General features: G+C 73.4%; 16 protein-coding genes and 1 pseudogene. 11 read left to right on the top strand and 6 right to left on the bottom strand.

The features are described 5' to 3' along the window. Positions 1-349: 349 nt before the first annotated feature. The 3 genes from ACGFX4_RS10745 to ACGFX4_RS10735 all read right to left on the bottom strand — a co-directional run bounded on the left by ACGFX4_RS10745 (position 350) and on the right by ACGFX4_RS10735 (position 4,780). A complete protein-coding gene (locus ACGFX4_RS10745; RefSeq protein WP_393071772.1) occupies positions 350-3,799 on the bottom strand; it encodes a hypothetical protein in 3,450 nt (1,149 codons plus the stop codon). A gap of 48 nt (positions 3,800-3,847) precedes the next feature. Further along, on the bottom strand, positions 3,848-4,222 hold the full coding sequence (locus tag ACGFX4_RS10740) for a hypothetical protein (protein ID WP_393071770.1): 375 nt from the start codon (positions 4,220-4,222) through the stop codon (positions 3,848-3,850). 123 nt (positions 4,223-4,345) lie between these two features. Further along, entirely contained in the window at positions 4,346-4,780 is a 435-nt protein-coding gene (locus ACGFX4_RS10735) for an NUDIX domain-containing protein (RefSeq protein ID WP_393071768.1), read from the bottom strand. A gap of 85 nt (positions 4,781-4,865) precedes the next feature. Here ACGFX4_RS10735 and ACGFX4_RS10730 point away from each other — a divergent pair, with 85 nt between their 5' ends. Then, entirely contained in the window at positions 4,866-5,444 is a 579-nt protein-coding gene (locus tag ACGFX4_RS10730; RefSeq protein WP_393071766.1) for an SMI1/KNR4 family protein, read from the top strand. A gap of 55 nt (positions 5,445-5,499) precedes the next feature. Here the strand turns inward: ACGFX4_RS10730 and ACGFX4_RS10725 are convergent. After that, positions 5,500-5,667: pseudogene (locus ACGFX4_RS10725) on the bottom strand (IS5/IS1182 family transposase); the annotation flags it as partial. A 105-nt stretch (positions 5,668-5,772) separates the two neighbouring features. Here ACGFX4_RS10725 and ACGFX4_RS10720 point away from each other — a divergent pair. Then, a complete protein-coding gene (locus ACGFX4_RS10720) occupies positions 5,773-6,129 on the top strand; it encodes a hypothetical protein (RefSeq protein WP_393071764.1) in 357 nt (118 codons plus the stop codon). Between the two features lie 8 nt (positions 6,130-6,137). Here ACGFX4_RS10720 and ACGFX4_RS10715 read toward each other — a convergent pair whose 3' ends face one another. Further along, complete coding sequence (locus ACGFX4_RS10715) at positions 6,138-6,701, bottom strand: S1 RNA-binding domain-containing protein (RefSeq protein ID WP_393071762.1); 564 nt, start codon at positions 6,699-6,701, stop codon at positions 6,138-6,140. Positions 6,702-6,914: 213 nt separating this feature from the next. Between ACGFX4_RS10715 and ACGFX4_RS10710 the strand changes: the two genes are divergently transcribed. Further along, positions 6,915-7,283 carry a hypothetical protein gene (locus tag ACGFX4_RS10710; RefSeq protein WP_393071760.1) on the top strand — a complete coding sequence of 123 codons (369 nt, stop codon included), beginning with the start codon at positions 6,915-6,917 and terminating at the stop codon, positions 7,281-7,283. Positions 7,284-7,412: 129 nt separating this feature from the next. Then, on the top strand, positions 7,413-8,453 hold the full coding sequence (locus tag ACGFX4_RS10705) for a hypothetical protein (RefSeq protein WP_393071758.1): 1,041 nt from the start codon (positions 7,413-7,415) through the stop codon (positions 8,451-8,453). Between the two features lie 188 nt (positions 8,454-8,641). Here ACGFX4_RS10705 and ACGFX4_RS10700 read toward each other — a convergent pair whose 3' ends face one another. After that, the gene (locus ACGFX4_RS10700; protein ID WP_393071756.1) at positions 8,642-11,458 is read right to left on the bottom strand and encodes a hypothetical protein; all 2,817 of its coding nucleotides are present in this window, start codon (positions 11,456-11,458) and stop codon (positions 8,642-8,644) included. A 172-nt stretch (positions 11,459-11,630) separates the two neighbouring features. Between ACGFX4_RS10700 and eccB the strand changes: the two genes are divergently transcribed. The 7 genes from eccB to ACGFX4_RS10665 all read left to right on the top strand — a co-directional run bounded on the left by eccB (position 11,631) and on the right by ACGFX4_RS10665 (position 17,555). Next, on the top strand, positions 11,631-13,091 hold the full coding sequence (eccB, locus tag ACGFX4_RS10695; RefSeq protein WP_393071754.1) for a type VII secretion protein EccB: 1,461 nt from the start codon (positions 11,631-11,633) through the stop codon (positions 13,089-13,091). An 85-nt stretch (positions 13,092-13,176) separates the two neighbouring features. Then, the gene (locus ACGFX4_RS10690) at positions 13,177-13,503 is read left to right on the top strand and encodes a hypothetical protein (RefSeq protein WP_393071752.1); all 327 of its coding nucleotides are present in this window, start codon (positions 13,177-13,179) and stop codon (positions 13,501-13,503) included. 37 nt (positions 13,504-13,540) lie between these two features. Further along, positions 13,541-13,846, top strand: coding sequence for a WXG100 family type VII secretion target (locus ACGFX4_RS10685; RefSeq protein WP_393071750.1), 306 nt, complete (start codon positions 13,541-13,543; stop codon positions 13,844-13,846). A gap of 13 nt (positions 13,847-13,859) precedes the next feature. Then, on the top strand, positions 13,860-14,228 hold the full coding sequence (locus ACGFX4_RS10680) for a hypothetical protein (protein ID WP_393071748.1): 369 nt from the start codon (positions 13,860-13,862) through the stop codon (positions 14,226-14,228). 165 nt (positions 14,229-14,393) lie between these two features. Further along, positions 14,394-16,640 (top strand): hypothetical protein, encoded by a 2,247-nt coding sequence (locus ACGFX4_RS10675; protein ID WP_393071746.1) that lies wholly within the window; start codon positions 14,394-14,396, stop codon positions 16,638-16,640. 173 nt (positions 16,641-16,813) lie between these two features. Continuing rightward, entirely contained in the window at positions 16,814-17,263 is a 450-nt protein-coding gene (locus ACGFX4_RS10670; RefSeq protein WP_393071744.1) for a YbaB/EbfC family nucleoid-associated protein, read from the top strand. Continuing rightward, positions 17,256-17,555, top strand: coding sequence for a hypothetical protein (locus tag ACGFX4_RS10665; protein ID WP_393071742.1), 300 nt, complete (start codon positions 17,256-17,258; stop codon positions 17,553-17,555). The genes ACGFX4_RS10670 and ACGFX4_RS10665 overlap by 8 nt, the downstream gene beginning before the upstream one ends. Positions 17,556-17,621: the final 66 nt, after the last annotated feature.

Genomic DNA, 17,621 nt, shown 5'->3' with positions numbered 1-17,621 from the left:
CGCCAAGTACCCCGCGACCGCGGAGACTCTGGACCGCCGGGATGCCGAGGCCGATCCGAGCCGGAACACCGAGGGCTGCCCGCACGACCCGAACGACCTGCCGCACCCCTGGCGCCGCCCAGGACACAACGAGCCTGCGGCGCTGGGACTTCCCGGCTGCACAGACACGCGGCGCAGGACCTGAGGTGCCGACACCAATACGGTGATCCCGGCACGCGGGTATGACACTCCTCCGTTCGGTGGACGTCCCGCAGGGTCAGCAGCTGGAGCCGTGCGGGGCTTTCCCCGCGATCTGCCACCCGGTCGGCGACGAAAGCGCGAGCACTTCGTCACAGTCCGGGCGCGGTCCTCACGGGCTGTCGTAGTCGGCCAGGACCGTGAGGGACTCCGGAGCCACGGTGGTCAGGGCCTCCAGCAGGGAGGACCAGGAGCCCGAGCATGCCGCCTCCGCGACCATGCGCCTTCCCGACGGGGTGGGCCCGCACTTTGCCGCGAGGAGCGCGAGGGCGCGGATCCGGTGGTACCGCTCGGTGATGGTGCGGGCCACCTCGTGGGCCCGATCGAGCTGTCCGACCGCGGCGAGAGCGTTGACGACCTCCACCAGGGCCGAGGCCTGGAGCCCGTCGGGAGCGGTGCTGCGGGCGGCCGTGAGGGCGTGCCCGGCCTGTTCGCGTGCGGGACCGGTCAGACCGGCGGCGGCGAGCACCGTGGCCACCCGGGCGCGGGCTGCCGATTCGATCGCCCCTGCGGGCAGGGATCGGACGGCGTCCAGCACCTCGTCGACCAGGGTGAGCGCGACCCCGGGATGTCCTGATACGGCGAGCGCCTCGGCAACACGGGCGAGGGCGTCCGCGCGGTCGAAGGGCTCCGCCAAGTCGCGGGCGAGCGGCAGGGCGTGCCGGATTCCTCCGCTCCTCGCGAGCCTGCCTGCGAGCCGCCCCAGGCACGAGTGCTGCCGGTGGGGAACGAGGATGGTGGCGGCGATGTCCATGGCATGGTCGACATGCCCTGCGTCCACGAGTGCCTCGGCGATCTCCGCGGTGTACCAGGCCGTCAATCCGGCCCGGTCCCGTCCCCGCTGCGCGTCCACCAGCCTGTGGGCGAGGCCGAGTGCCCGGTCCGGCCGGCCGATCGCGACCAGCGCAACGGCGCTGTCGACCAGAGCACCCGTGGCGGACCAGGAGTCGGATGCCAGGGCGACGGCGCGCTCGACCAGCTCGATCGTCCGCTCGGTGTCGCCGATGTGCGCGGAGGCGAGGGCAGCCTGCGCGACAGACCGGCAGGACCGGCCCGTGCGGGGCGCGGCGAGCTCCTGGGTCGCGGCGGCATCCGCGATGGCGCGCGCCCGACTGGTCTCCCCGATGTCGACCAACGCCTTGACGAGACGGGAGCGGGCTGCGTGCGTCTGTGGAGACCTGGCGATGGCGCGCGCGGTGGCCCGCCGGGCGAGTTCCCGGGCCTCGCTGATCCGGCCATCCCGGGCGAGAGACCGGGCGACGTTGGCGAGGGCGTCGGCGTGGATCGCGGCGTCGCTGATGGTGAGGGCGAGCGCGATGGCATCCTCGGTGCGGCCGGTGCCGGCGAGCAGGTCGGCGGCGGTGGCCAGCAGCCGATCGGATGCCGGATCCGGTGCGCCCTTCCGAGTGGCGGCGACGACCTCCCCGAGCAGGCGGTCGGCTTCCCCTGGGCGCTCGTCCTCGTGCAGGGCTGCGATGATCTCGGGCAGGACGCGTGCCTGTTGATCGGGATCGGCGATGGTGTCGAAGACCTCGATCGCCCGCGCGGTGTGCCCGGTCCACGCCAGCCCTGCGCTGACGTCGGCCAGTGCCTCGGCGAGCCGCAGCGGATCGGTGAGGCCGTGGGCGAGCTCCAGGGCCTGCTCCGCGTCTCCGATCGTGGCGAGGGAACCGGCGAGCTCGACGACCTCCAGCTCGCTGAGCCGGTACGGGTCGTCCCGGGGATCGGTGGGAGCGACGTGGCGGTGGAAGAGGTCCAGGGCCTCCCGCGAACCGTAGGTCGCGGCGATGAAGGCCAGCTCCTTGCGGCGGACCGACGGCAGTCGGACGGCCTTCGCGATGGCCACCGCCCGGCTGAGGAGCGCGTCGGCCCGCACGTCGTCCCCGGCGAGGGCGGCCACGTCCGCAAGCTCCGCGAACACCCGGTAGCGGTCGGGGGCGGGCTGGTTGCGGGCGTCGTCGTAGGCGTCCCCGGCGACGTCGAGTGCCTGGTCCCAGAGGCCGGTCTCCAGGAGGGCGCGAGCGATGGCGGTGCGGGCCCGGGCCCGCCTGCGCCAGTCGGGGATCGAGCGCGCCAACTCGGCGGCCTCGGTGCCGAGTTCTGCCGCCGCGCGAGCGTGATCCCGGCCGGCCACGGCGTGGGCGAGGGCGCCGACGACGGTGGTGAGCGCGCCGGTTCGCCGTTCGAGGTCGGCGAACGACCTGGCGAGATTCGCGGCGCGTTCGGTCTCTCCCAGCTCGGCCCACAGCGAGATCAGACTGGCGGGCGTTCTCCCGTTGCGGCTGTGCAGGTCCTCCCGGTGGTCGGCCAGGACCAGCATGGCGTCCAGATCGACCGGTTCGCAGGTGAGCAGCAGATCCTGTGCCGCGGTGATCTCGGCGAGCGATGCGAGGTCGCTGCCGGACAGCTCGAGCAGCCGGTCCTGCCGGTCCCGATCGGCGACCAGGCGGACCAGCCGATCCGACTCACGGGTTTCGCCGAGCAGCTGCGGGTAGCCCCGCAGCAGGTACTCCGGAGTCCCCACCGGCCAGGTCAGTTCGCGATACCGGTCCGCCCAGGAGTGCAGGCGCTCCCGGTAGGCGGCCAGCTCGCCGCCCAGGAAGCGCACCGCCGTCCGCTGGAGCTCCTCGTGGCCCAGGAGATACACCTCTGGCCCGGATCCACCCCAGTGCGGGCCCTGGGTGACGAAGGTGCGGCCGGCAACCGAGCCGAGGTGCCGCCGAACCCGCCACCCGGGGAAGTCGGCGAGCTCGGCGAGGTCGTGGCTGCTCAGCCCGCCGCCCGCAGCGGTGAGCAGCCCCAGCAGGTGGTGTTCCGGCCCGTCCGCCTCCAGCAGGCGAAGGAGCTCGCGTTCCATGTGGTCACGGGCGGCGGTGGCGTGCGGGGAGGTCGCCAGTACGCGGGAGCAGCCGGCGCCGCGCAGGGGGTGGTGTTCGGGGACGTCCTCGGGGACGGGCGGGTTGGGACGGCCGGCGACCAGGACCCGCATCCCGGCAGGTGGTTCGGCGGGCAGCAGGGCGGCGATGCTGTGGCTCTCGGGGCCGGAGGTCACACCCCGGTCCTCGTCCAGCCCGTCGACCAGCAGGACCAACCGCTCACCGCGGTCGGCGGACCGTCGGGCCGCCCGGTCCAGGGCGTGCAGGAGTTGCTCGTCCCGGGCGTGCTCGGTGACCAGGGGCTCCTGCTCGCCGAGGAGTTCGCTCAGCTGACGCTGGACCACGTCGCAGAACGCCGCCCGGTCACTCTGGCCGGCGAGACGAGCGGTGACGAAGAAGGCCACCACCCGTACGCCTGCCGGAGGATGCAGCGCGAACTGCGCCATCAGCGCCGTCTTGCCGACCCACGCGGGCGCCAGCCAGCGGAAGTAGTCGGGCCCGTCCTCGGCGGTGCAGAAGCGGGCCATCTCGGCGAGCTCGTCCTGCCGGCCCGAGAAGTGCGGCGAGCCCAGTCTCCGGATCTGATGGAGGTAGCCCGAGCGCGCGACGGCGGGCGCCGAAACCTTCACGTTGATCTGGAGGTTCCCGTCCCCGATCTGGACGCCCTCCGCCGCGCGGGCGTCCACCCGCGTGGGTGAGTCCCCCGAGCCCGTGCTCAACGCCGTGACTACCGCTCAGTTGAAGGTGTTGGTCTGCGTACCGTGGTCACCGACCTGGACGCCCTTGGCCTCCCGTGCGTCGACCGCATACTTTCCGGAGGTCGACTCGTCCAGCCGCGCCAGGAGCTCCCGGGCGGCCTCGACGACCGCCGGATCCCGGTCGATTCCGGCTGCGGACAGCTCGGCGGTCAACCGCGCCTCCCACACACCGGGTTCGGTCTCCACGGTGTCGAGCACCTCCTCGGCCTGCCCGCCCCGGAGGGCCAGGCGCCGGCGCACCGCGTCCCGCAATCCCTCATAGGTGTCACGGACCGCAAGGCTCACGGTCTCCCTGACCCCGGCCGAAGCCCCTGCCGCCAACGCCGCGACCACCAGTTCGGCCTCGGTCACCAGATCCCCCGTATGACAGAAACGATGTGATCTTCAGTATGCACGATCTGACGGTAAGTCTGACCGGAAGTCTGATGGGCGGGCGGTGTTGAGATCGCCGTCGGCTACCGTGACCGGACGAGGTCAGTCGTACAGGCGCCCAAGCAGAGCGCCCTGGCCGGACTGGAGGATGTGGGCAGCTTCCAGCGGGATCCAGAAACACTCGAAGCGGGTGGGCTCCTGCTCGCCGTCGTGGTCCTCCCGGCTCATCCACCGCTCCGGGGTCGGCTCGGTGAGCTCCAGGTGGAAGACGTGCCGGCGCTGGACCTCGAACCGGTACGGGCTGATGTCGTACTCGGTCTCGCCGAGCTTTCGCACGATCCTGAAGTCGGCCAGGCCGGTCTCCTCACGGGCCTCGCGCAGCGCGGCGGCCTCCGGGGGCTCGCCGGGCCGAATGCTGCCCGCGGGGACCTGGATGCCGACTTCCTCGTAGGAGCAGTCGGTGTGCCGGAACACCAGCAGTCGACCGTCGCGCACGATGTAGTTGAGCACCTTGTCCGTGGTGACCTTCTCGGGCATGGGTGAGCCTCTCTCTGTATGCAGGCGGTGGTTTTGGTCGAACATCGATTCGGGCTGCGTAGTGCTGCTATGGCAGTCTGCTCGGGTGGACGATCTCGTTGGCACCCAGGCACCGCGTCGCCGCCTGGCGAGCTCCGATGAGGCTGTCGTGGAGCTTGAACGGGCCGTGCCCGACCTTGCGTCCCACCGTCGGCCGGCCCCCCAGAGCGTCGACTGGCGCCGGTTGGAAGGCGAGTTGGGGACGGCCCTGCCTGCCGATTACAAGCTGCTGTGCGAGCACTACCCGAGTTTCGAGCTGAGCGGCTTCATGCGCGTCAGTCGCCCGGTGCCGGGCAAAGAGGTTGCGTGGGTGCACAGCGCCCACGAAGAGCTGGAGACCATCGCCGAATGGTGCGAGGACGCCGATCTGGACGATCCGATGTACGCCTATCCGACGCCCGGCGGTCTGCTTCCCTGGGCCACCTCCAACCAGGGGGATTTCTTCCTGTGGAGCACCAGCCCGGCCGGGCCTGCGAGCTGGACTGTCACCGTCGCGTCGCGCAGCGGCAGCTGGTGGCATTACAGCGGTGGGGCTGTGCAGTTCCTGGCCGATCTGGTCAGCGGTGCTCTGGAGCCGTGGGCACTGCCGAGGGTCAGGCCGGAGATCACCTCGGTGAGACCGTGAGGCGGGCGGTAGCACAGGAGGGTCGCCGCGATGCCGGCAGAGGCGAGAAGTGGACGGCCTTGCGCTCGTAACGGCGGTGCAGACGGCGGCATCCGGAGAGCCGTGACATGGTTCGCCCGACGACCCATCGGTGGCGGCCCAGGCGCTGCGACGACTCCACTCCCCGCCGGGCGATCCGAGGGACGATGACGCAGGAGCGCAGCCATCGCCGCAGGTGATCGTAGTCCTAGCCGATGAGGTGAGCCGGTGGGTGGACCTTACCCACGCGGAGCCTGTCACACCTGGTTGACCCACCCCGGGTGTCGGTGCCGTGTGTCATCGTGCCGGCATGACTTACGACCTTGCGGTGTGGGAGGGCGAGCGGCCGGCGGACGACAAGGCTGCGGGCGAGCTCTTCAGCAGCCTCTACGACCAGTACATCGACACCGACATCGACCACCCGCCGACGGCAGTCATTGTGAAGTACGTCGCGCTCCTGCTGGAGCGGTGGCCCGATCTCACCGAGGACGAGGACGACATCTCGCCGTGGTCGACGGGTCCGCTGATCGGTGAGGCCGCGGGTCCGCTGATCTACTTCCCGATGCGGTGGAGCATGGCGGAGGAGGCCTCGGCCTGTGCGGCGGAGACGGCCGCATCTCTGGGGCTGGTCTGCTTCGACCCCCAGGCCCGCCGCCTTCGGCCCTGAGCCCCGGCCTACCTCACGTCCTCTGCCGACAGGCTGATCCGGTTCCGTTCCAGGTCGACGCTGACGATCCTGACCCGGATTTCCTGTCCCTCGCGGACGGTATGCCCGCGCCCCTCGGCAGATGGAGCGGGAAGCTTCGCGAGGGGGACGAAGCCGTAGACGCAGTCGGCGAGGCGGACGGAGACGCCGACCGGCGTGAGGTCGGTGGCACGTCCGGTGACGATCTGCCCGACGTGGCCGGCGAATTCGGGTATCAGGTCCTCGTGCAGGGCCCATTCGGTGAGTATGACCCCGACCTGGTGGTTGTACTCGGCATGGAAAAAGACCTCGCCAAAGACGCGCTCGCCCACCGCGGGCAGGTCCATGCATCTTGGCTTCAGGTTGACCCCGGCGAGCCCGATGGCATCAGGGTGGCCGTCGATGGCGAGGAATGCTCCGAAGGGCTGCCTGGCGACGACCTCGCCGGTGATCCGGGTCCCGATGGGCAGGGCGTGGATGGTGTCGGTCCAGACTTCCGGGGCGCTTGCTGCCCGATCCGGGTGGTTCCCCCACGTCCAGGAGTCCTCGCTCACGGGTTGATCATGGCAGGTGGCGGTGCCGTGCGGGCCGGTTCGCGCACCAGCAGTCCGCAAAGGTGTCCCGTGGTTCCGGACGGCCTGTGCGAACTCCTCGTCGGCCGGACGTGTGAGTGGCTCGCCGTCGGGTGAACGTCGGGCGGGGGTGCGGCCGTTCTCGTCGACAGGAATGGTGGTGATGGCCGGCGGCGGTGCTGGCATCCTGTGGGTATGACGGGGGAGCAGGCGATGCGCGAACTGATCGGGTCCTGGCTGGCGGCGGAGGAGGTCCCGGAGCCGCCCGGGGCAAGACCCGGGGTGGACGAGGACGGCGGGGGCACGCTACCGGTGCCGCCCGCGACCGGTGCCGAGGTCGCGGAGTCGGCGCGCCGGCTGGCCCTGCGCGGGTTCGACGGGTCGCCGGCGGAGGTGCCCGCGGCGCTGAGCGCGCTGGCGGAGGCGCTGGTGATCGACGAGCACCCGTCCGCCGCGTACTGGACGACCGCGGAGCGGGCCGACGCGGTGCGGTGGGTGGCGTTGCTGGTCCACCGCTTCGGCGAGGACGGCGTCCAGGAGCTGGTGGCCGAGCTGTCGCGCTGAACCGGCGCGTGCCGGGCGGCGCGGCCCCGCGCTCCGGGCTGAACCCGGGATGTTCGGCGGTCCGTCGAGCAGGTAGCGGGGCCGGACCGTCCGCCCCGCGCGGACCCGGGGAGACAGCCCTTGTTGCGGATGAGCGGAGCGTGGCGGATCACGGTGCTCGGTACCGACACCGGGCAGGAGCGGCGCGCGGTCGCCCGCACCCCTCGCGGCACCTTGATCCTGCCCGGCGTGGTCGGTGCGGTCCTGGACGTCCCTGCCGCCGCCGAATGGCACCTGACGCCGGAGCACCTCGCCGCCGGCGCGGGCTGGCAGCCGTCGCCCTGGCAGGACACCGGGGCCGACACCGTTCGCAGCTACGGCCTCACCCTGCACCTCCACCGCCTCGACACCCCGACCCGGGTTGCACCGCCTCCGCCGCCGGCCACCAGGCCCGTGGTGCGGACCTCCAGCGACTCGACGCCCGGTGGCGGCGGTGCTGCTCACGGCGGGGGGCGGGAGCCGGAGTCGGGGGCGCTCGACGGCGGGTACCGGGAGGAACGGGCGCCGAGGGCGGAGCGGCAGGAGACCCCGGCGGCGGGGGCGGTGCACCGGCGGCCCGAACAGCCCCCGGTCCCCGAAGGCTGGGAGTTGGCCCCGGTGCCGGAGGAGATGCTCGGGCCGGGGGAGGTCCGGGCGATCCGCCCGAAGCAGGTCCGGGCCCTGCACCCGATGCGCGGCGTGGAGGCGCGGCCGGTCACTCCGGCGCGGCCGGTCACTTCGGCGCGGCAGGCCACCGAACAGGAGACCGTCCTCGACGCCTTGGCCGGGTACGACGCGGACGCGGGGTCGGCACCGCGCCGCCCGGCAGCCGCCGAGGAGTTGTCGTGGGCGCCGCGCCGTGCGCCCGCGTCCCGGGAGGCGGAACGCGATGCCCCGGTGCGGGAGGAGCGCCGGACGCCCGCGCTCTGGGACGTCGAGGACGACGAGTCCGGGACGGCCGGCGGTCGGCCGCGGTGGGAGGCCCCCGGTGCACGGCGCACCGCGAACAACGGCCCCACGGAGCAGGCCGCGGAGCCCGGCCGGTTGAGGGCGGCGCGCGCTGTTCCTCCGGAGGCCGGGCGCCTGTCGGCGGTGGACGGGGCCACGGGGCCGGCGGCGCGCACCGTCGAGCTCGGCCGCTCGGAGGTCTGAGGATCGGGCCCGCCGGGGCGGTCGGCCGAGCGGCGGGTCGCCGGGGCGACGCCGGCTGCGACGGGGCGTGCCGTGGTTGTGCTCCGGCTCCGTGGCCCGGCGGCCCCGCGGGCGGTCCGTTCGACGTGACGTCAGGTCGGGGGTGGGGCCGATGCTGCCCGGGGTCGCCGTCGACTGCCGGGGCGGGACTACCCGGGATCCGGTGCGGGGCAGAGCTCCACGCCCGGCGTGAGGTGGTAGCGGCCGGGGTGCTCGACCGTCCGGCGTTCGGCCGTGGTCAGCCGGTCGCGGCGGTCCAGCCATGAGTGCAGGCGGGTCAGGGCGTCGCGGTCGCGCCCGACCGGATCGGCGTCCGTGCCGCCGTACTCGCGCAGCAGTACCCGCGCGGGCCCGTCCGCCGGGTCGGCGGCCGGCAGGACATCGAGGACGGTGAACGCGGTGGCCGGGGGGAAGGTGACCCGGGTCTCCTCCGGGCCGACGGCGAACGCGGAGGTGCGCCGGCCGGTGACCGACCAGATCACGAACTCCACCGGGGAACCCGGCAGTTCGGCGGCGGCTGCGGTCAGTCCGGTGACCGGGGCCGGCTCGGTCAGCTGCTGCCCCACCCGGTACTGCGCCAACAGGTCGTCCCGGTCCGACCCGGGTGGGGCCGTGAGCAGGACCGCGCCGTGGTGGCTCGGCAGCCGACGCAGCCCGGAGCCCAGGCAGCGCAGGAACGGCGCGAGCCGGGGGTCGCCGGAGCGGGCCGCCGCGACCAGTCCGTCCCGGTCGGCCGGAACGCCCGCTTCGGTGTGGTGCAGCAGGACGGCCGCCAGGTCCGGTGTGATGTCGTCCCCGGCGGTGAATCGCAGGCCGGGGAGCCGGGTCGAAAGCTGTTCCACCGTCCCCGAGCACCGGCGGTAGTGCTCGCCGAGCAGCGCCCGGACGGCGGCCCGGTCCTCGGCGGTGCTGACCCCGGTGGGTGCGGGTGCGGACGGGCCCTCGGCCCGGACCTGGCGCGGTACCGACTTGCCTGGCGCGGAAGAGCCCGGGGTGTCACCGGGCGGGGGCGCGGACGCCGGTTCGGGCCGGCGTCGTGCGTCGGGCTCGCGCTGCTCGTCGGGCGGTGGAGCAGGGACGGTGTCGGGCAGAGGAGCAGGGACGGTGTCGGGCGAGGGGACGGGCGGAGCGTCGGCCCGCGGGGGCGTGGATGCCGGTGGCGTTCCGGTCGGGGAGGACTGTGCCGGGGTGTCGGCCGGTCGGGCCCGTTCGGCTGCCGGTGCTCCGGTCGGGGAGGACTCTGCCGGGGTGTCGGTCGGTTCGGCGGCCGGCCGTGACGGGGAGCCGGCGGAGGCGGTCGCGGTGGGCTCCCCGGCCTGCGGCGCGGACGCGGTGCCGAGGGCGGGGAGGTCGGGGCCGCCGGTGGCGGTGGTGCGGGTGGGCGGGCCGATCGGTGCGACGGCCTCGGGTCCGGTCGCCGCGGAGGTGGAGGTGCGGACGGTCGGGGCCGTGGCCGGCGGGGGTACGGGTCGCTGGTGGTGCCGGACGGGCGGTGGCGGCGGGGCGACGGCGCCGTAGCGGACGGGCGCGGGGTGGGGCGCGGTGCCGACGGGCTGTTCGGGGCCGAGCCAGTCGAGGTCGTGGGTGCGGGCGACGAACCGGGCGACGGGGACGGCGGCCGGTTCGAGCAGGCCGTGGACGAGCAGGCCGAAGCCGTGCACCCCGGTGGCGGGGAGCCGGTCGAGGAGGCAGCCGAGTTCCTCGAACACGTCCGGGGCGACCGGGCGGTCGCGTTCGCCGACGATCAGCAGCGGACGGGTCGCCTCGGGCCGGCGGAACCGGGGGGTCAGGACGTGCGGCGGTTCGGGGCGCAGCCAGAGGCCGGCCGGGACGGCCTCCAGCGCCCAGTGCGGGAACGCGCTGAAGACGGCGGGCCGTTCGGTGCGCCAGTCGGCGCCGCCGTTGTGCCAGGCGACGGGGGCGACGGCGTCGCCGGGTACGGCGGAGAGCTGCCGCAGGAAGGGTTCCCAGCGCGGGTGTCCCTGGGCGTCCAGGATGCGCGAGGTGGGGCCGGTCTTCCCGGCCATGGGCACCCCGATCGAGGCGTGCACGGGCCGGTCCAGCCGGGTGGTGAGCGCGGCGGTGAGCGCGGTGAGTTCGTCGGGGGCCGCCCACGGGGCACTGACCACCAGCCGGTCGGGGAGGACGGGCAGCGCGGTGACGGCGGCGACGAAGTCCTCGGGCAGCAGGACGGGCGCGGCGGGCGTACCGACCACCAGGACGGTGCTGCCGGGCGGACCGGCGGCCATCGCGAGTCCGGGCAGCGGGCCGGGGGCGGGGGCCGCGACGTGCGTGAGCCAGTACCCGGCGGGCAGCGTGCGCACCCGGACGGTCGGCGGGGCGGCGGACCGGAGCGCGGGGACGGCGGTGGGCACGCGGGCCGCCCGGCGGGCGCGGCGGGGGGTGGCGTCGGGGGCGCAGTACCACCAGGAGGCGGGTCCTGACGCGCCGTCCGGGGCGAGTACGTCGAGGTCGCCGTCGGGGGTGATCTCCACCAGGCCGTCGGGGGCGATCACCGGAACCCCGGCCCGGGCGGCGACCACCTCGGCGGGGCGGCGGCCGTTCGGGGCGAGCGCGGCCAGGCCGGACGCGGCCAGCACCAGGACGGTCGCGCCGCGGGCCCGGGCGAGGTCGCCGAGCTCGCCCATCCGGTCGCGCAGCACGGGCGCGGCGTCGGCGGCGGCGGCCACCACCACCAGGCTGCCCGGGATCGGCCGCAGGACCCCGACCGCCGCCCACAGGTCGTCGAAGTTGGCCGCGGCCGGGGCGATCACGACGTGCGACCCCAGCTCCCGCAGCTCGGACCGGTGCGCCGGCCCGGCGGGTTCCGGCCGCACGACCTCCGACGCCGGGCCGGTTCCGCCGGGCAGCGCGGCGGCCGCCCGGCGTCGACGGCCGAACCGTCGGCGGGGCGGGTCGGGCTGCGGGGCGTCGCCGGTGGCGGAGCCGGAACGGAAGGCACTCATCGCCGGGTTCTACGGCCCCCGGCCGCCCCGGGGTTCACCGGGCCCGCCCGCACCGACCCGGGCGGGCCCGGTGAACCGTGCGGCGCCCACGGCCCGTGACTCGGGAGAGGACGTGCAGGACGCGCGTCCGGTGAAGCCGAGAACGCGCCCCGTGGGCCGGGAGGGATACCGGATGCAGTCCCGTCGTGACCAGGTGCAGGCGCACATGTTCGTGGTCAGCAGGATGGCCGCGGGCATGCTGCGCGCGGAACCCGACGCACCGGACACCCCCAACGGGCGGACCGTGCGGGGCACCATGACGGGGCTGGCACTGGCGGTGCTGGTCGGACTGGGCGTCGCCGTGTACGGCGTGATCAGCCCGGGGGGCAACGACGGTTGGGCCACCCCCGGCACCCTCGTGGTGGTCGAGGAGACGGGTGCCCGCTACCTCTACGTCGGCGGACAGCTGCACCCGGTGCTGAACGATGCCAGCGCCCGGCTGGTGGCCGGCGACCGGATGACGGTGCGTCAGGTCGGCCGGAGCTCGCTCGCGGACGCCCCGCGCGGCGCGCCGATCGGCATCGTCGGTGCCCCCGACGGCCTGCCGCAGCCGGCCGACCTGGCGGGGGGCGTCTGGCTGGTCTGCGGCACCGCCCGGCCGGGCCCGTCCGGCACGCCGGTGCCCCGGCTGGGCCTCGTGGTGGACCCGTCCACCGAGGGGCGGGTCCTGACCAGGGACCAGGGGCTGCTGGTGTCCGTGCCGGACGGCTCCGTGCACCTGCTCTGGCAGGGCCAGCACCTGCGGGTCGACACCGGGAACCAGGCGCTGCAGGCGCTCGGCTACGGGGGCTCGACCCCGCTGCCGGTCAAGCCCGGCCTGTTGGACGCGCTGCCCGCCGGGCCGGACCTCGCCGCGCCGCCCGTCCCGGGACGGGGCGAGGCGGGGCCCGCGCTGGGCGGGAGGCCGACCCGGGTCGGCCAGCTCTTCGACGGGCCCGGCGGCGCGCACTACCTGCTCACCCGGGGTGGTCTCGTGCCGCTCACCCAGACCCTGTACGGGCTGGTGCTCGGCGACCTGCGGACGCAGAAGGACGCCTACGGCGGCGTCGCGCCGACCGCCGCGCCGATCGGCGCGATGGACCTCGCCGGGCACACCGCGCCCGGCGCCCCGCCGGGCGCGGGCCTCCCGGACCGGCCGCCCGCCCTGGTGGCTCCCCAGCGGGGGGAGGGTGTCTGTGCCGATGTGCACGCCGGGAGCGGATCCCCGACGACCAGCGTCACCGTGCTCCCCGCCGAACGGGCCGAGGCGGGCCGCGCCCCGGCCGTTCCGGCGGGTACCCCGGCGGGCGCCTGCGCGACCGCGGACCTGATCGCCGTCCGTCCGGGCCGCGGGGCCCTGGTCCGGGCGCTGTCCGGTACGGGGGCGGGCAGCACGGAGTACCTGGTCACCGAGACCGGGGTGCGCTATCCGCTGCCGTCCCCGGCGGTGGCGAAGCTGCTCGGCTACGGCGGTGCCACCCCGGTCGGCGTGCCCGCGACGGTGCTCGGGCTGCTGCCGTCCGGGCCCGTCCTCGACCCGGCCGCCCTCGGCGACGGCACGGGCGCCACGCCGGCCGCCACGGCCTCGCCGCGGGCCGTTCTTCCGTGCGGCTGAACCGGCGTGTGCCGCAGGGCCGTTGTGTCGAACAGGAATTCCCGCCGGGCCCTCCGTCCGGTGGGTGCAGGGAAGGGAGCACAGCATGGTTGACCCGGGCACGTTGACCAAGGAGGACGAGGCGATCCGCCAGGTCCTCGCCGACCTGGAACACCAGATCGAGAACATGGTGACCGCCGGTCGCACCGTCGAGCGGATCAAGGAGGAGGTCGCCGGGGGCTACATCTCCAGCGCCAGTACCGCGTACCAGGAGAAGCTGGTCGACTGGATGACCTGCTACCAGCAGGTCATCGGCGCCTTCGAGCGCTTCGTGCAGTCCACCCAGGGTGCCAACGCGATCCTCAACCAGGCCGAGGAGGACGCGCGCGCCCACGCCGCCGACGGCATCTACTACGGCCTGCAGGGCGACTGACGCCACCTCACGGACACACAAGGATCGGATACATCCCATGGACTTCGGCACCATCCACCTCCACCACGAGACGGTCGAGCAGGCCGCGAGGGAACTGCGCGCGGCAGGTTCCCTGATGGAGACCAACCTCAAGGAGCTCATGCAGAGGTTGACGAGCGTGATCGACAACGGGCACTTCCAGGGTGTCGCGGCCGGCGCGTTCCACGAGTTCTCCGCAGCCGTGGCCGCGAACGACGTGCAGATGAAGGAGGACATCGACTCGGCGGCGACCACGCTCGAGCGGATGCACGAGACCATGATCAACGGCGATCACGAGGCCGGTAAGAAGATCGCCCACCACTGAGGGGGGTCCGCGCATGAGCGGCGACAACATCAAGATCACGCTCTCCTACCTGAACGGCCGCGTCGCGGACCTGCAGGCACTCGAGGGTGAGGTGCAGGGCGAGAAGACGAACTGGACCAAGGCGCCGGAGGCGCTGAAGGCGGGCCAGGACCTGTTCACGGCCGCCAAGTCGCTGAAGGTGAACTACAGCACCTACGCGGGGAGCGTGAAGGACGGCATCGGAGCCGTCTTCACGACGGTCCAGACCATCGCCGACGACCTGCTGAGTGCCGGCCGGACGCTGCACGAGAGCAATGACGACGCCCTCTCGGAGACCCAGGTGCTGGACGTCTTCCACGACGTGCTCACCGGCGTCACCCCGACGAGCACGCCGCCCTCCTGACCCCAGGAGACCCCCGCCGCCGCGGGGGGGGGGCCGCCGGCCCCCCCCCCCCCCCCCCCCCCCCCCCCCCCCCCCCCCCCCCCCCGCCCCCCCCCCCCCCCCCCCCCCCCCCCCCGCGCCGCACCGCCGACCGAGAACCCGTTCCGCTCCTCCCGGAGGAAGACCATGGCCGACCAGACGAACTACATCTGGGACGATCTGCTGAAAGCGTTCGCCGGGTCGGACCAGGCCGACGGTGTTCCGAAGCGGGCGAACGTGACCGGAAGCCCCTGGATACAGGCCCACTACCTGATCACGGACGAGAAGTCCGAAAACGAGAAGCGCAAGAAGAACGACGGATACAAGAAGGGCGACGCCGGGTACGACATGTGGGCCGAGTGGGTCTACGTGACCAGTGGCGTCGCCTACAGCACGATCCTGGGTGTCACCTGCAACTGGCCTTTCTGGGACGGCAATCCGGGCGACACCGCGCCGACCCCGTGGGGACTGTTCAACTCCAGTCCGGACAAGATCCTCGGCCCGTCGATCTCGGGAAGCTGCTCCGGCAACGACTCCACGGCCCCCTCGACGCTGTGGGACGCCGCCGCGGCCATCTACACCGCCGACAATTTCTTCGCGGACGAGCGGGTGGTGGTGAACAAGTGGTACACCGACCTGGGCGAGCCGGACAGCGAGTTCCAGGGCTCTGCGGCCGGCCGGTTCAGGGAGGTCCTCTTCGGCCTGGAGAACGAGTTCATCCAAATGCACTACGGGCTCAGCCACGACAAGAGCGCGTACCAGAGCCCGCCCAAGGCCGCCACGAGGACGCAACCCGCGCCCGGCTCCAAGGACAAGTACCCGGACAATCCCCTCGCCAACACGCTGCACAAGGCCGGGGACGCCCTGCGGGACGAGTTGACGTACATGTACAACAGCGGCTTCAAGGTCTGGACGGGCGACAAGAACGCACTGGTGACCCAGAGCGGGGACAACGCCAAGGGTGAGCACTGGAAATACACCGGCACCGACGGACTGACGAGCAGCTATTCCAATCCGTACGCGTGCGTGCACTACGCGTTCACCGAGCTGGTCAAGGACCTCAGTGCCGTCCTCACCAGCATGACCGGCTCGTGCTCCGCCACGGTCTCGGGCGCGGGGATCTCGCTGGTGTCCAGCAAGAACGGCGCGGCCGACAGTGCGGGCCTGGACGCCTTCGTCGCCAAGCTGGACGCCAAGGCGAAGGAGAAGTGGACCCAATGGGTCGTCACGGTCCTCGACTCGGCCGCGACCACCGCCGGGCGGAAACTGACCGACGCCTACGACGCGGCGGCCAACCTCCTGATGCCGATCCCGAAGGTCGACCTCAACCTGCCCAAGGACAAGGTCAAGACCCCGGACGGCAAGGACGACAAGGGCGACGGGTCGAAGACCGACGTCAAGGGGCCCCCGGGGATCGGCGGGACCGGTGGCACCGGCGGCGGCACCGGCGGCGGGAAGGGTGGGATCGGCGGGATCGGGGGGATCGGCGGGGGCAACACCTCCGGCAAGGTCCCGCTCCTCGACAAGGACGGCAAGCCGCTCCTCGACAAGGACGGCAAGCCGCAGATGGTCCCGGCCGGCACCCACGTCAACGACAAGGGTCAACTGGTCGACAAGGACGGCAAGCCGCTCCTCGACAAGGACGGCAAGCCCTGGACCGTGCCGCCGGGCACCGTCGTGGGTCAGCCCGGCACGGGCGGCTCCACCGGCGGGACCGGCTCCACCGGCGGCACAGGCTCGGACACGCCCTTCAAGGTGCCCCCGGGCTCGAAGCGGAACGACGACGGGACGGTCACCGCCCCCGACGGCACGCTGGTGAAGGACTCCAACGGCAACCCGGTGGTGCTCGGCAAGGACCGGACCATCGCCGAGGACGGCACCGTCCGGGACGCGAACGGGCGACCGGTCTCCCGGTTCGAGCAACTGCTCACTGACCAGGAGCACGCCCTCGCCTCGGGCATCGGCGGGGGCGGTTGGAACCCTTCGATCGGTGGGAGCGGCGTCTCCTTCGGCTCGGGAGGCTCGGGCCGAGCCGGGGCTGACCTGTTCGGCGGGTGGTCCGGCGGCGCGTCCTCCGGCCCGAGGACCGTCGGCGGCGTGGCCTCCGGCCCGGCGAGCCTCGGCGTCGGCGGCCAGTTGGCCTCGACCCTGGGCGTCAAGCCGACGGCCGAGGCGACGGCCGAGGCCGCGGCCCAGGAGGCCCAGCTGACGGGCCGGGGCATCAGCACCACCGGCGGCATGACCGGCCCGATGATGCCGCCGATGGGCGCCGGGGCCGGTGCCGGGATGGCCGGCCAGGGTGAGAAGGACCGGCAGCGCACCACCTGGCTCTCCGAGGACGAGGAGGTCTGGGGCACCGACTCGGGCGCGGTGACGGGCGTCATCGGCCGCTGACGGACCGGTCCTGTCCGCGGCCCTTCCGGTCCGCCCGGGCGGTGTCGAACCGCCGGCCGCGCTCCGTCCGTAGAGAGAACCGTACGACCCCACGAGCCGGTGCGTCCCGGGCCCGGGAACCCGACCCGGGACGCACCGCGGGGACCACGGGAAGAGACGGGAGGCACGGACGGATGACGTTCTCGTTCGCCGAGCAGATCGAGCAGGCCATGGCCACCATGGCCGAACAGCACAGCCGGATGGCCGCCGCGGCCAAGGAGCTGGAGGCGGCCACTGCCTCGGCTACCTCCAAGGACCGGCTGGTCACCGCGACGGTCGGCGCGCAGGGCCAGGTGGTGTCCCTGGTGTTCCACACCAACGCGTACCGGACGATGGCCCCGGCCGAGCTCGGGGCGGCGATCACCGAGGTGCTGAACACCGCCCGGGCCGACCTCGGCGAGCAGATCGCCACCAGGATGGCGGCCTTCAGCGGCCTGGGCGAGGCCCTCCGGGCCTCGATGACCGAGGGCACCGAGCTCGACGAGCTCTTCGCGCCGCTGAAGGCGATGCGCCCGGGGTACGCCGAGGCGGAAGCCGCGGAGGAACGGCGCAAGCACGACCGGCAGGAGGAGTTCCGTGGGTGACCGACTGAACGTCAGCGGGGACCTGGAAGAGAAGTTCAAGAAATTCGGGCCGCTCGCGGACATCCTCACCGACATCAGCAACCGGTGCGTCGAGATCAACGAGTTCAACCGGAACTCGGCCGGGCACGACGAGATCGGCAAGACGTACCACGAGAACGTGGACAAGCCGACCGCCGATCTGGTCAAGCTGTTCACGCTGGTGAGCAGCGAGGTGGAGCGCCTCGGCATCAAGGGCCGGCTGAGCTCCCGGATCCTGCACAACGCGGGAGAGGACGCCAAGAACCAGGTCTGACCGGACCGTTCGACCGGCCCGGCCTCCGCAGCCCGTCCCAGCCCCGCCCCCACCCGCGGCCGAGCG

This window comes from Kitasatospora sp. NPDC048365 (assembly GCF_043200835.1).
GTDB lineage: Bacteria > Actinomycetota > Actinomycetes > Streptomycetales > Streptomycetaceae > Kitasatospora > Kitasatospora terrestris.
The sequence above is the reverse complement of the archived record's forward strand: the minus strand, read 5'-3'. Positions and strand labels throughout refer to the sequence as shown.